The sequence below is a fragment of the Actinomycetospora sp. NBRC 106378 genome, from assembly GCF_030269685.1.
Lineage (GTDB): Bacteria > Actinomycetota > Actinomycetes > Mycobacteriales > Pseudonocardiaceae > Actinomycetospora.
This window is the reverse complement of sequence record NZ_BSTT01000005.1, coordinates 80,056-94,564: the sequence shown is the minus strand read 5'-3', so window position 1 is coordinate 94,564 and position 14,509 is coordinate 80,056. Positions and strand designations below refer to the sequence as shown.

The window sequence follows — 14,509 nt, the reverse complement described above, 5'->3', positions numbered from 1 at the left end:
CTTCTCTCGCACGAACTGCGGGCAGCGCGTCGCTCAGGTCGTCTCGAACTCGTCGTCGATGAGGTCGAGCAGGTCGGAGACCGCGAGACCGGACAGGTCGTCGGCCTCCGGGGCGGCTCCTCGTCCGGCCGCGGCCGGGCGGTCCTCCCCGGCCAGCCCGGCGAGCCGGGCGGCGGCCCGCTGCGGGGTCGGGAAGTCGATGGCGAGGGTGGCCGGGACGGGCAGGCCGGTCGCCGCGACGAGCCGGGCGCAGAGCTCGACCCCCGCGAGCGAGTCGAACCCGAGCTCCCGGAAGCGGGCCGCCGGCCCGATCTCGTCGGTGCGCCGGTGCCCGAGCACCGCCGCGGCGTGGTCGCGGACCAGCTCGAGCAGGTGCCGCTCCCGCGCGGCCGGGGCCATCGCCGCCAGCCGGGCGCGCACCGCGTCGGACGGGTCGGCCCCGTCGGCCGGGCCGGCGGTGTCCGTCGGGTCGGCGGGCCCGCCGGAGGTCCGCGGCGCCCGGACGCCGGCCGGCGTCGGCCAGTAGCGGGTCCGCGTGAAGGCGTACGTCGGGAGCTCGACCCGGCGGGCACCGGTGCCGGCGAAGTAGGCGTCCCAGTCCAGCGGGACGCCGAGGACGTGCAGGCGCCCGAGCGCCCCGGCGAGCGCGCTCTCCTCGGGGCGGGTCGCGCGCAGGACCGACACCACGTCCACCCCCGCGTCGCCGAGGGTCTCGCGGGCCATGGCGGCGAGCGTCCCGCCGGGCCCGAGCTCGACGAGCAGGTCGGCGCCGCCGGCGACGAGGGTCGTGACGCCGTCGGCGAAGCGGACGGTGTCGCGCGCGTGCCGCACCCAGTGCTCGACGGTGCACAGCGCCGGGTCGGCGAGGCGCCCGGTCCGGGTGGAGAGCACCGGGATCGTCGGTTCCGCGAACCGGAGCCCGGCGAGCACCGACCGGAAGTCCGCGAGCATCGGGTCCATCAGCGGTGAGTGGAAGGCGTGGGAGACCGCCAGCCGGCTGGTGCGGTGGCCCCGCCCGGCGAGCTCGGCGGCGACCCGCTCGACGGCCTCGCCGGCGCCGGCGACGACCACGGAGTGGGGCCCGTTGACGGCGGCGAGGGCGGCGTCCGGCCCGAGCAGCGGCGTCACCTCGTCCTCGCTCGCCGCGATCGCGGTCATCGCGCCGCCGGCGGGCAGGGCCTGCATGAGGCGGGCGCGCGCCGCGACGAGCTCGGCGGCGTCGGGCAGCGAGAGGACCCCGGCGACGTGCGCGGCCGCGATCTCCCCCACCGAGTGCCCGGCGACCGCCTCGGGGCGCAGGCCGAGCGAGGTCACGAGCGCGAACAGCGCCACCTCGAGCGCGAACAGGGCGGGCTGGGCGGCACCGGTGCGGTGCAGCTCCTCGGCGTCGTCGCCCCAGACCACCTCCCGGACCGGGCGGTCCAGACGCGGGTCCAGCTCGGCGCACACCGTGTCGAGGGCGTCGGCGAACACCGGGAACCGGGCGGCGAGCTCGCGGCCCATCCCGAGCCGCTGGCTGCCCTGCCCGGCGAACAGCACCGCGACCCGCGGGGTGCGCGCCGTGCCGCGCGTCTCCTCGACGTGACCGTCGGGGCCCGGCAGCAGCACCGCGCGGTGGGGCAGCCCGGCACGCCCGGTGGCCAGGGAGAACGCGACGTCCCGCGGGGCGGGGGCGGGGCGGCCGCCCAGCCGTGCGAGCTGCGCGAGCTGTGCGCCGAGGGCCGCCGGGGTGGCGGCGGAGACGAGCCACGGCGCGGCGTCGGGGGCACCCGCGACGGTCGGCGCCGCGTCCGGCGCGACCTCGGCCGGGGCCTCCTCGAGCAGGACGTGGACGTTGGTGCCGCTGATCCCGAAGGACGACACCCCGGCGCGACGGGGACGTCCCGTGCGTGGCCAGGCGACCTCGGCGGTGAGCAGGCGGACCGATCCGGCGCTCCAGTCGACCGCGGTCGTCGGGACGGTGACGTGGTCGGTCCGGGGCATCAGCTCGTGGCGCAGGGCCTCGACGGTGAGGATCAGGCCGGCGACGCCGGCCGCCGCCTGGGTGTGCCCGAGGGTCGACTTCAGCGAGCGCAGGTGCAGCGGGTGGGCCGGGTCGCGGTCGCGGCCGTAGGCGGCGACGAGCGCGGCCGCCTCGACCGGGTCGCCGAGGCGGGTGCCCGTGCCGTGGGCCTCGACGAGGTCGACCTCCGCGGGGGTCAGGCCGGCGTCGTCGAGCGCGAGCGCGACCAGCGCGCGCTGGGCGTCCCCGCTCGGGGCGGTCAGGCCGTCGGTGGCGCCGTCGTGGTTGACCGCCGATCCGCGGACGAGGGCGAGGACGGGGTGACCGGCCGCCCGCGCGACCGATAGGCGCTCCAGCAGCACCACGCCGACGCCCTCGGACCACACCGTGCCGTCGGCGTCGTCGGCGAAGACCTTGGCGTGCCCGTCGGCGGCGAGGCCACCCTGTCGGCCGTGCGCCACGAACCCGGTCGGGGTGCACATCACGCACACCCCGCCCGCCAGCGCCGCGTCGCACTCCCCCGCGCGCAGGGCCCGCACGGCGAGGTGCAGCGCGGACAGCGACGACGAGGAGGCGGTGTCGACGGTGAGCACCGGCGCGCGCAGGTCGAGCAGGTGGGCGAGCCGGCCGGCGGCGACGCCGGGCGTGAGGCCGGTCAGCGCGTGCCCGCCGAGGTCCTCCGCGGCGTCGCGGGTGACCGCCCCGTAGTCCTGACCGCTGACGCCGAGGTAGACCCCGGTCCGGCTGCCGCGCAGCGCGGTCGGGTCGAGGCCGGCCCGCTCCAGGGCCTCCCACGCGCACTCGAGGACCTGACGCTGCTGCGGGTCGGTGGACAGCGCCTCGCGCGGGGACATGCCGAAGAAGGCGGCGTCGAAGTCGGCGGCCCCGTCGAGGAACCCGCCCCGGACCGGGGTCGTCGTGTCCCATCCCCGGTCGTCGGGTGCCGCGGTGACCGCGTCGCGGCCGGCACGCACGAGCTCCCACAGGTCTGCCGGCGTGCGGACCCCGCCCGGGTAGCGGCAGGCGGTCCCGACGACCGCGATCGGATCGGTCACCTCGGTCCCACCTCCGGCGGACGGCCCCTGGACTGGCATGGACCGGACCGTAGGGTCGCCGCGGCTGAGGTTTTCCCCAACAACCCGCCGCCGGGGTCGGGGACGGACTAGGGATTCCCGGGGCTCCCGCGTGGGACCAAGGAACGCACCGGAACAACGGGGGGCGCACGCCGTCTCCCCGGCGCCGGCGACCGTTCCCGACGCGGGGCGGCGCGGCGCACGACCGCGGGGAGGGTGCTGTCCATGGTTGAGGATCGGGGTCCGGTTCTCTTCGTCAGCTACGCGGAGAGCGGACTGCTCAATCCGATGCTCGTGCTGGCCGAGGAACTGTCACGGCGAGGGGTCCGGGACCTGTGGTTCGCCGCCGACGAGAAGGCGCGCGACGAGGTGACCGCCGCCGGCGTCGGCACCCCGGTGGAATTCGCCTCCCTCGGCGGGACCGTCTCCCGGATGTCCGCGGTGACGTGGGACGACGAGACCTACGCGGCGGTGACCCAGCGTTCGCGCTTCCGGGCGCACCGCGCCGTCATCGAGCACTCGTTCTCCCCGGAGGCCCGCATCCCGAAGTACCGGGCGCTCGAACGGATCGTCGACGAGGTCCGGCCCGGGCTCATGGTCGTCGAGAGCATGTGCGACTTCGGGGTCGAGGTGGCGATCACGCGCGGCATCCCGTTCGTGCTCTCGGTGCCCTTCGTCGCGAGCAACGTGCTGACCTCGCACGTGCCGTTCGCGCGGTCCTACACCCCGCGCGGCTTCCCGGTCCCGCACTCGGGACTCCCGGCGCGGATGACCCTGCGGCAGCGCCTGGCCAACCAGCTGTTCCGGTGGCGGACCCTCGCGATGTTCGTCGGGCCCCGGATGCGGGCGGTCGCGGCCCGCGACCTCGAGGTGCGGGCGGAGCTGGGCATCGCCCCCGAGGCGCGGCAGCTGATGGCGCGCATCGACCACGCCGAGGCCGTGCTCTGCTACTCGGTGCCCGAGCTGGACTATCCCTTCGATCTCCCCGCGAAGCTCCGGCTGGTCGGCACCATGGTGCCGCCGCTGCCCCAGAGCCCCGGCGACGACGAGCTCACCGACTGGCTGGACGCGCAGAAGTCGGTCGTCTACATGGGCTTCGGGACGATCACCCGGCTGACCCGCGGGCAGGTCGCGGCGCTGGTCGAGGTCGCCCGACGGCTCGACGACCGCGGCCATCAGGTGCTCTGGAAGCTCCCCCGTGACCAGCAGGCGATGCTGCCGCCGGCCGCGGAACGACCCGGGAACCTGCGGGTGGAGAGCTGGCTGCCCTCGCAGCTCGACGTGCTCGCCCACCCCGCCGTCAAGGTCTTCTTCACCCACGCCGGCGGCAACGGCTACCACGAGGGCCTCTACTTCGGGAAGCCGCTCGTCGTCCGCCCGCTGTGGGTCGACTGCGACGACCAGGCCGTCCGCGGCCGCGACGCCGGGGTGAGCCTCACCCTCGACGACCCGCAGGACGTCGACCCCGACGACGTCGTCGACAAGCTCGTCCGCGTGCTCGACGAGCCCGCCTTCACCGCCCGCGCCGAACACGTCGCCGGGCTGCTGCACGCCGCGGGTGGCCGGGAGGCCGCCGCCGACCTGGTGCTCGGGCTCCACGCCCCGGCCCCCGCCTGATCGAGGAGCGCCCGATGCCCTACACCCATCCCGTGTCCCGGCCCTGGCTCGCCGGCCGCGAACTGGAGTACGTGACCGAGGCCGTCTCCGGCGGCTGGATCTCCTCCCAGGGGCCCTACATCCCCCGCTTCGAGGAGGCGTTCGCCGCCTTCAACGACTACCCGCACGGCGTCGCGTGCTCGTCCGGCACGACGGCGCTGACCCTCGCGCTGCGCGCGCTCGGGGTCGGGCCCGGCGACGAGGTGATCGTCCCCGAGTTCACGATGATCGCGACGGCGTGGGCGGTGACCTACACCGGCGCGACCCCGGTGTTCGTCGACTGCGCCGACGACCTGAACATCGACGTCACCCGGATCGAGGAGAAGATCACCCCGCGCACGAAGGTGATCCTGCCCGTCCACGTCTACGGCCGCCGGGCCGACATGGACGCGATCATGGGGCTGGCCTACGAGTACAACCTGCGCGTCGTGGAGGACTCGGCGGAGGCCCACGGGGTCCGGCCGGTGGGCGACATCGCCTGTTTCTCGCTCTTCGCCAACAAGATCATCACCGCGGGCGAGGGCGGGATCTGCGTGACCCGCGACCCGCACCTCGCCGAGCAGATGGCGCACCTGCGCGCGATGGCCTTCACCCGCGACCACAGCTTCCTGCACAAGAAGCTCGCCTACAACTTCCGGATGACGAACATGCAGGCCGCCGTCGCCTACGCCCAGACCGAGCAGCTCGAGGAGATCCTCGAGACCCGCCGCGACATCGAGAAGCGGTACGACGACGCCCTGACCGACGTCCCCGGCGTCACCCTCATGCCCCAGCGCGACGTGCTGTGGATGTACGACCTGCGGGCCGAGTGCCGGGACGAGCTGCTCACCCACCTCGCCGACCGCGGCGTCGAGACCCGGGTGTTCTTCAAGCCGATGAGCCGCCAGCCGGACTACTACGACCCGGCGTGGCCGGACCTCAACGCCTCGCGCCTGAGCGACGACGGCTTCTACCTGCCGACCCACACGGGGCTGACGGCGCAGGACCAGGAGTACATCACCGACGAGGTCCGTGCGTTCTACGGAGCGGCATGAGCACCGACACCGACACCGGGACCACGGCAGACACCACGGCGACCGCGGCGTGCCCGGTCGCCTTCCCGCTGCGCCGACCCGGCTGCCCCTTCCCGCCCCCGGAGTACGCCACCTACCGCGACGCCGGCCCGGTGCGCTCGGAGCTGCCGAGCGGCCCGCTGTGGCTGGTCACCCGCCACGAGGACGTCCGGGCCGTGCTGACCGACCCGCGGATCAGCGCCGACCCCTCCCGGCCGGGCTTCCCCCGCGCGGCCCGGACCGGCGGTGCGCCGTCCCAGGCGGAGATCCCGGGCTGGTTCGTCTCCCTCGACGAGCCCGAGCACGCCCGGTTCCGCCGCACGCTCATCCCCGAGTTCACGGTGCGCAAGGTCCGCGAGCTGCGTCCGGCCATCGCGGAGATCGTCGACGAGCTCGTCACGACGATGCTCGCCCGCGGCACCCGCGCCGATCTCGTCGAGGACTTCGCGCTGCCGGTGCCCTCGCTGGTCATCTCCCGGATGCTCGGGGTGCCGCGGGCGGACCGTGACTTCTTCGAGGCCCAGACGAAGGTCCTGGTCACCCTGAGCTCGACCGACGCCGAGCGCGACGCCGCGTCGGCGGGGCTGCTGCGCTACCTGAACCGGTTGATCCGGATCCGGCGCAGCCGCCCGGGCGACGACCTGATCTCGAAGCTCATCGCCGCCGGGACGATCGAACCGCACGAGCTGTCCGGGGTCGCGATGCTGCTGCTCATCGCCGGCCACGAGACGACGGCGAACAACATCGGGCTCGGCATCGTGCAGCTGCTGACCAACCCCCGCTGGATCGGGGACGACCGGGTCGTCGAGGAGATGCTGCGCTTCTACTCGGTGGCCGACCTCGTCGCGTTCCGCGTGGCGACCCAGGACGTCGAGATCGGGGGGCGGCGGATCCGCGCCGGGGAGGGCATCGTGCCGCTGCTCGCGGCCGCCAACCACGACCGCGACGTGTTCGCCGACCCGGACGGCTTCGACCCGGAGCGCTCGGCGCGCTCGCACGTCGCCTTCGGGTTCGGGGTGCACCAGTGCCTCGGGCAGCACCTCGTCCGCGCGGAGATGGAGATCGCCTACCGCACCCTGTTCGAGCGCATCCCGACGCTGCGTCTCGCGGTCGACGTCGACGAGCTGCCCCTGAAGTACGACGGCGTGCTGTTCGGCCTGCACGCCCTGCCCGTCACCTGGGACTGATCCCGCCATCCCCGCCGCCCCGCGGCCACGACGACGAGGGCCCCACCTCCCGGCCGGGAGGTGGGGCCCTCGTCGTGCGGCCCGCCGTCACCAGGTGATCGGGATCTCCGTCAGCCCGGCGGAGAGCTGGCCACCGACCATCTGCAGCTGCTCGAAGGGCCGGACCAGCCGCAGCTCGGGCAGGTGAGTGAAGAGCAGGGTGAACGCGACGCGCAGCTGCACGCGCGCGAGCGGCGCGCCGATGCAGTGCCAGATCCCGTGCCCGAAGGTCAGGTGCGGGTTCTCGGTCCGCCCGACGTCGAAGGTCTCCGGGTCGGTGAAGACGTCGGTGTCGAAGTTGACGAGCGTGAAGTCGAGCAGGACCAGGTCACCCGCGCGGATGGTCACGTCCCCGCACGGGATGTCGGCGAGGGCGTAGCGCGGGAGCACCGACCCGCCGGCCTTGGCGCTGCGCAGGACCTCCTCCACCGCCGAGCGCATGACCCGTTCGTCGGCGAGCGCCGCGGCGAGCTGGTCGCGGTGGCGGTCGAGCAGGACCACCCCGAGGTCGACGTGGCCGGCGACGCTGTCCAGCCCCGCGAAGAGCAGGCCGGTCAGGATGTGCGAGACCCGCTCGTCGGACTCCTCGCGGGCGACCATGCGCGACACCACGTCGTCGCCGGGGTCGGCGCGGCGCCGGCGGGCGAGGTCACCGAGCAGGTCGAACATGCGGCGTTGCGCGGCGAGGACGGCGTCGGCGCCGTCGACGTAGCGCATCTCGGCGAGGATCTCCACGAGGCGGGGCCGGTCGTCGGCCTCGATGCCCATCAGGCCGCACTGCACACCGAGGGAGAACGGCGCGGAGAACGCGGTCCGCAGGTCGGCCGGGGACCCGCCGGCGACCATCCGCCCGAGGACGTCCTCGGCGATGGCGTGCACGGTCGGCTCGAAGTCGAGGACCCGGCGCGCGGAGAACTGCGGGCTGAGCAGCCGGCGCATGCGGACGTGGGCGGCGTGCGCCTCCTCGACGGTGTCGCCCATGAGCATGTCGAGGAACGGGTTGCGGACGAACCGCGCGGCGTTCTCGGGGTCGTCGTGGGCACGCCCGAGACGCTCGTCGTGGAGCAGGTCCTTGAGCTCGGCGTGCCGGGTCACGAGCCATCCGTGGTCGCCGGCCGGGGTCCGCACGCGGCAGACCGGGGCCTCGCGCTGCAGCTCGGTCAGACGTTCGTCGACCCGCAGCAGCCGCGGCGGCAGCACGGTCTCGGAGGTGTACGGCGCGGGCTCGGGCCGCAGCGCCGGGTCGGTCGCGTCGGCGGGGGCGCCGTGCCCGGTGATCGGGCAGGAGGCCGTCGGGGAGGAGGTCATGCCGGGACTCCGTTCGTCGCGGGGTGCGCGGGGGTGCTCGTGGCCCCGAAGCGCTCGGTCAGCCAGTCCTCGATCGCGGCGGCGGTCAGCGAGGAGTGCTCCTTGGCCAGGGACAGGTGGTCGGCCGCGATCTCGCGGCGGTCGTCCGCCGGGGCCGCCGAGGTGTCGAAGATCAGCCCGTTGTTCGGCTGCGTCGCGCGCACGAGCAGGGTCGGCGCGGTGGTCGGGGCGCTGTCGATGCGGGTCATGGCCATGAACCAGTGCGCCATGGCCGACATCCGCGCGCTGTTGAGCGTCACCGACGGCGAGTCGACGTCGGCGAGGTAGAACGACATCGTCCGGTCGAGGTCGTTGTGCTCCCCGTCGCGGTAGCGGATGGACGGGGTGTCGAGCAGGACGACGCCCTCCGGGCGCACGCCCCAGGTCTCCTCGAGCACGCCCGCGGCCAGGTAGGCCAGCGAGCCGCCGCTGGAGTGCCCGACGAGGACGAACGGCTCGCCCTCGCTGGCCAGCAGGGCGCTCTCCGCGACCACCCGGCCGGCCGCGCGGGCGTCGGCCGGCAGGGGCTCCCCGGCGGCGAAGCCCATGAGCGGCAGCGCCGAGACGTGCCGGCGGCCCCGGAAGTGCGCGGCGATGCGGGCGTACTGGTGCACCCCGCCCGTGGCACCCGGGGCGCTCACGAAGATCAGCCGGGGCTCGACGGCCCCGTCGGCCAGGGTGACCGGCTCGGAGAGCTCCTCCAGCTCCGCGGGGTTGTGGAAGGTCGGCCGGGTGTTCGCGACGGCGACGAGCATCCGCATCGCCTCGACGCTGCGCCCGTTGCGGCGGGCGCGGTGGAAGAGCCCGACGAGGGTCTCCTCGCCGTCGGCGGCGACCGTGCCCGACGACGGCGCGTCGACCGTGGCGATCGTGGGGCGGGAGCCGGAGTCGGCGGCCACGAGCTCCCCGAGCGCCGCGGCGAGGCCGACCGGGGTGCGGGTGTCGAACACGATCGACCCCGGCAGGCGCAGGCCGAGCACCTCGCCGAGCTGGTTGCGCAGCCCGACGGCGACCAGCGAGTCGAAGCCGAGCTCGAGGAACGCGCGTCCGGGGTCGACCGCCGAGGGGTCGTCGTGGCCGAGCAGGCCGGCGGCGTAGGCGGTGACGAGCTCGACGAGCAGGTCGTGGCGGGCCGGCGGATCGAGGCGCAGCACCCGGTCGCGCACCGCGACGGTGGTCGCGGCGCCGCCCGCGGAGGCGCGGCGGCGCGTCGGCGGCACCAGCTCGTGCCACAACGCCGGGAGCGACTGCTGGCGGCGCAGACCGGAAACGTCGACGCGGGCGGGCACGAGCACCGGCGCGGCGGTGGCCAGCGCCGCGTCGAACAGGGCGAGGCCGTCGGCGACCGGGAGCGGTGGGACGCCGGTGCGGGCCATCCGGTCCACCTCGTCGCCCTCGAGGCGGCCGGTCATGCCCCCGGCCGGTTCCCACGGGCCCCACGCGAGCGACGTGGCGGGCAGGCCGGCGGCGACGCGGTGCGTGGCGAGGGCGTCGAGCTCGACGTTGGCCGCCGCGTAGTTGCCCTGCCCGGCGTTGCCGAGCGTCCCGGCCAGCGAGGAGTAGAGGACGAAGGCGGCGAGGTCGCACCCGCGGGTGGCCTCGTGCAGGTGCCACGCCGCGTCGGACTTGGGGGCCCGGACGCGGGCGAGGTGGGCCGGGGTGAGGGCGTCCACGAGGGCGTCGTCGAGGACGCCGGCGGTGTGCACGACCGCGGTGAGCGGGTGGGCCGGGTCGACCCCGCCGACCAGGGCGTCCACCTGGGCGCGGTCGGCGACGTCGCACGCGACGAGGTCGACGTGGGCGCCCGCGGCGACCAGCTCGTCGCGCAGCGCCGCCGCGCCGGGGGCGTCGGGACCGCGGCGCCCGGCGAGCAGGAGCCGTCGGACCCGGCCGGTCCCGACGAGGTGGCGGGCCAGGACCGCACCCAGCCCGCCGGTGCCGCCGGTGACGAGCACCGTGCCCTCGGGCGCCCAGGCGCGCGCCGCCCCCGGCGCGGGCGCCGGACGCAGGCGGGCGCCGGACAGCGCGTGCCGACGGGCGACCAGCTGCTCCTCGGCGAGGGTGACCAGGCGCGGCAGCACGCCGGCGGACAGGAAGGTGTCGTCGAGGTCGAGCAGGGTCGCCGCACCCGGGTTCTCGGTCTGGAACGACCGCACGAGCCCCCACACGCGCGCGGCGGTCGGGTCGGTGACGTCCTCGCCGTCGAGCGCGACCGCGCCCCGGGTGACGACGACGAGCCGGGAGCCGGCCAGGCGCGGGTCGCCGAGCCACTCCTGCAGCAGGGCGAGGACGCGCGCGGCCGGGTCGACGCCCGCGCGGCGGTCGGCGGCGCCGTCGACCGGCACGAGGAACACGTCCGGGGCGCTCCCGCTCCCGGCGAGGGTCCCGACGAGCGTGTCGGCGTAGCCCGCGACGGTCTCGTCCGCGCGGTGCAGGGCGTACCCGAGGTCGAGCTCGTCGGCCCCGACGACCGCCCACCGGGTGCCGGTGGCGCGGTCCGGCGCCTCGAGCGGCTCCCAGCCGAGGACGTGCAGCCGGCCACGACCGGCCGGGGTCGCGGCGTCCTGCCCCTCCCGGCCGTCCGCGGCCGCGCCGAGGCGGACCTCGTCGATGTCCAGGACCGGCCGGCCGTCGGGGTCGGTCACCGCCACCCGGCAGGTGTCGGGGCCGGTGCGGGCCAGGTGGACCCGCACCGCATCGGCGCCCTCGGCGTGCACGACCAGCCCCCGCAGCATCGTCGGCGAGCCGCCCGCGTCGAGACCGAGCGCAGCCGCCGACCGGAGCACGGTCGCGAGCAGGGCGGGGTGCACGGTGAAGCCGGTGTCGCCGGACCCGACGGACCCCGCGGGCAGGCGCACCCGGGCGACGACCACGTCGTCGGAGGCCCGGACGTCGTCGAGACCACGGAACGGGGCCGCGAGCTCGTAGCCGGCCTCCGTCGCGCGGGCCTCCAGCACGTCGGTCGCGACCGGGCGGGCGTCGGCGGGCGCGGCGACGGCGGGTGCCGGCTCCGGGTCGGCGACGGCGAGGGTGCCGTGCGCGCGCGGCGTCCAGGGGGCGTCGTCGGCGTCGGCGTCGGCCGGCCGCGAGTGGATCTCGACGGTGCGCCGGCCGTCGTCGTCCGGACCGACGAGGACCTGCAGGGCGAGCGGGGTGTCGGCGTCGAGCCGGGCGGGGGCGGCGAGCTCGAGGTGCTCGACGGTCGGGGCCCCGACCTGGTCGCCGGCGCGCAGGGCGAGCTCGGCGAGCAGCGCGCCCGGCAGCGTGACCCGGCCGTGGGCACGGTGGGCGAGCAGCCAGGGGTGGGTGCGGGTGCCGATCCGGCCGGTGAGCACCACCTGGTCGCTGCCCGCGAGCGACACGCTGGCGCCGAGCACGGGGTGGCCGGCCGCGCGGAGGCCCAGACCTTCGGGGTCGAGCGCGGCGACCCGCAGCGAGGGCCAGAACCGGCGGCGGTCGAAGGCGTAGGTGGGCAGGTCGAGGGGCCTGCCCGGCCCGGGTGCGTCCCCGGTGACCGCGCTGCGGAGGGCGTCGAGGTCCACCGCGGCGCCCCGGCTCCAGAGCGTGCCGACGGCGGCGAGCAGGGCCTCGGTGTCGGTGTCGGTCGTCGGGGCGGACCGGGCCGCCAGTCCCGGGACGGCGACCGCGCCGTGGTCCGCGGCGCGGTCGGCGACCAGGGCGGTGAGCACCCCGCCCGGGCCGACCTCCACCACCGTCCGCACCCCGCGTCCGAGCAGGACCTGGACCGCGTCGTCGAAGCGCACCGGCTCGCGGACGTTGCGCGGCCAGTACCCGGGCGTGGCGACGGTGCCCGGGCCCGCGACCTCGCCGGTCACCGTCGACACCATGGTGGTCGTCGGCTCGTGGAACGTGAGTCCGGCCGCGACCTCGCCGAGCGCCGGCAGGATCGGGTCGGTCAGCGGGGAGTGCGCCGCGTAGTCGGCGGGCAGGAGCTTGGTGCGCGACCCGTCGGCGTCCATCCGCTCCCGGACGGCGAGCACCGCCTCGCGGGGGCCGGCGACGACGACGGACCGCGGACCGTTGACCGCGACCACGCACACCTCGGGCGGCAGCAGCGGGACCACCTCGTGCTCGGCGGCGCCGACGGCGAGCATCGTGCCGCCGTCGGGCAGGCCCGCCATGAGCTCGGCGCGGGCGGCGACCAGGGTGGCGGCGTCGGTCAGCGCCAGGACCCCCGCGACGTGCGCGGCGGCGATCTCCCCGGTGGAGTGTCCGGCGACGTGGTCGGGGTGCACGCCCCACGACGCGAGGAGCCGGGCGGTCGCCACGCCGACCGCGAACAGGGCGGGTTGCAGGACGCGGGCGTCGGTGAGGACGGCCGGGTCCGTGCCCCAGATCGCGTCGCGCAGCGAGCCGCCGAGCCGGGCGTCGACCGCGGCGACGGCCTCGTCGAACGTCCCCGCGAAGACCGGGAACGCCGCGTGCAGCTCGCGGCCCATGCCGAGGCGCTGGGACCCGACGCCCGGGAAGACGAGCGCGACCCCACCGGTGCGGCCGGTCGGCACCTCGCCGCGGGCGAGGACGCGGAGCGCGCCGTCGCGGTGGCCCAGGAGGGCGCGGTGCGCGAACGCGGTGCGGGTGTGCAGCAGCGACCGGGCGACACCGGCCGGGTCGGGCGTCGCCGCGAGCTCGTCGAGGCGGGCGATCTGGCCGTCGAGGGCGCCGGCCGAGCGCGCCGAGACCGGCCACGGCACGGTGCGGGAGGGGGCGGCGCCCAGCGCCGGGACCGGACCGGCGGGACCGGCGGGATCGGCGGCGGGGTCGGGGGCCTCCTCGAGCACGACGTGGGCGTTGGTCCCGCTGATGCCGAAGCCGGAGACCGCGGCACGACGCACGCGCTCGCCGCGCGGCCAGTCGACGGCGGCGTCGAGCAGTTCGACGTTCCCGGCGCTCCAGTCGACGTGCGAGGACGGCGTCGCGGCGTGCAGGGTCGCGGGCAGCGATCCGTGCTGGAGCGCGAGCACCATCTTGATGACTCCCGCGGCGCCGGCGGCGGCCTGCGTGTGGCCGATGTTCGACTTCACCGAGCCGAGGCGCAGCGGCCGGGCGCGGTCGCGTCCGTAGGTGGCGAGCAGGGCCTGGGCCTCGATCGGGTCGCCCAGCGCGGTCCCGGTGCCGTGCGCCTCGACGGCGTCGACGTCGGCGGGGGTGAGCCCGGCGACGGTGAGGGCGCGGGTGATCACGCGCTGCTGGGAGGGGCCGTTCGGGGCCGACAGCCCGTTGGACGCCCCGTCGGAGTTCACGGCCGATCCGCGCAGCACCGCGAGCACGGGGTGGCCGAGGCGGCGCGCCTCGGAGAGCCGCTCGACGACGACGAGGCCCATCCCCTCCGCCCAGCCGGTGCCGTCGGCGTCGTCGGAGAACGCCTTGCACCGCCCGTCCGCGGCGAGCCCGCCCTGCAGGCTGAAGCCGGCGAAGTTGGCCGGGGTCGTCATGACGGTGACCCCGCCGGCGAGCGCGAGCCCGCACTCCCCCGCGCGCACCGCCTGGGCGGCGAGGTGCAGCGACACCAGCGACGACGAGCAGGCGGTGTCCAGGGTGACCGCCGGGCCCTCGAGCCCGAGCGCGAACGCGACGCGGCCGGACAGGACGCTGGAGGCCAGCCCGTTGCCGGCGTATCCGCCGAGGTCGTCGTCGGCGTGCAGGACGAGGTGCGCGTAGTCCTGGCCGTTGGTGCCGACGAACACCCCGGTGCGGGTGCCGCGCAGCGTGGCCGGGTCGATGCGGGCCCGTTCCAGCGCCTCCCACGCACCCTCCAGCAGCAACCGCTGTTGCGGGTCCATGGCGAGCGCCTCGCGTGGCGAGATGTCGAAGAACCCCGGGTCGAAGTCGGCGGCGCCGTCGACGAACCCGCCGCGGCGGGTGGTGCTCGCGCCGAACGCGCCACCGCGGGCGAGCTCGGCGAGGTCCCAGCCGCGGTCGTCCGGGAACTCCGACACGGCGTCGCGTCCCGCGGCGAGCAGGTCCCAGAACCGTTCGGGGGTGTCGGCACCACCGGGGAAGCGGCAGGCCATCCCGACGACGGCGACGGGTTCGGCGCGGTCGGCCTCCACCTCGGCGAGCCGCTGCCGCGTCTTCTGCAGGTCGGCGCTGACCCACTTGAGGTAGTCGACGAGCTTCGGGTCGTCCTGC

Annotated in this window: 5 protein-coding genes and 1 pseudogene; 3 read left to right on the top strand and 3 right to left on the bottom strand. The window is 76.2% G+C overall.

Translation table 11 applies throughout. The annotated features are described in order from the left end of the window. Nucleotides 1-33: 33 nt before the first annotated feature. Nucleotides 34-3,057 (bottom strand): type I polyketide synthase, encoded by a 3,024-nt coding sequence (locus QSK00_RS13795; protein ID WP_285591585.1) that lies wholly within the window; start codon nt 3,055-3,057, stop codon nt 34-36. Nucleotides 3,058-3,300: 243 nt separating this feature from the next. Between QSK00_RS13795 and QSK00_RS13790 the strand changes: the two genes are divergently transcribed. The 3 genes from QSK00_RS13790 to QSK00_RS13780 are packed head-to-tail and all read left to right on the top strand — an operon-like array spanning nt 3,301 to nt 6,970. Beyond that, on the top strand, nt 3,301-4,692 hold the full coding sequence (locus QSK00_RS13790) for a glycosyltransferase (protein WP_285591583.1): 1,392 nt from the start codon (nt 3,301-3,303) through the stop codon (nt 4,690-4,692). A 14-nt stretch (nt 4,693-4,706) separates the two neighbouring features. After that, complete coding sequence (locus QSK00_RS13785; protein WP_285591580.1) at nt 4,707-5,765, top strand: DegT/DnrJ/EryC1/StrS family aminotransferase; 1,059 nt, start codon at nt 4,707-4,709, stop codon at nt 5,763-5,765. Then, nucleotides 5,762-6,970, top strand: a complete 1,209-nt coding sequence (locus QSK00_RS13780; RefSeq protein WP_285591578.1) for a cytochrome P450 — start codon at nt 5,762-5,764, stop codon at nt 6,968-6,970. The genes QSK00_RS13785 and QSK00_RS13780 overlap by 4 nt, the downstream gene beginning before the upstream one ends. Before the next feature lie 87 nt (nt 6,971-7,057). On the opposite strand, the gene QSK00_RS13775 is transcribed toward QSK00_RS13780, so the two are convergent. Next, nucleotides 7,058-8,317: a cytochrome P450 gene (locus QSK00_RS13775; protein ID WP_285591575.1), complete on the bottom strand. Its 1,260-nt coding sequence runs from the start codon at nt 8,315-8,317 to the stop codon at nt 7,058-7,060. Further along, nucleotides 8,314-14,493: pseudogene (locus QSK00_RS13770) on the bottom strand (type I polyketide synthase); the annotation flags it as partial. The pseudogene QSK00_RS13770 and the gene QSK00_RS13775, both read right to left, overlap by 4 nt. Nucleotides 14,494-14,509: the final 16 nt, after the last annotated feature.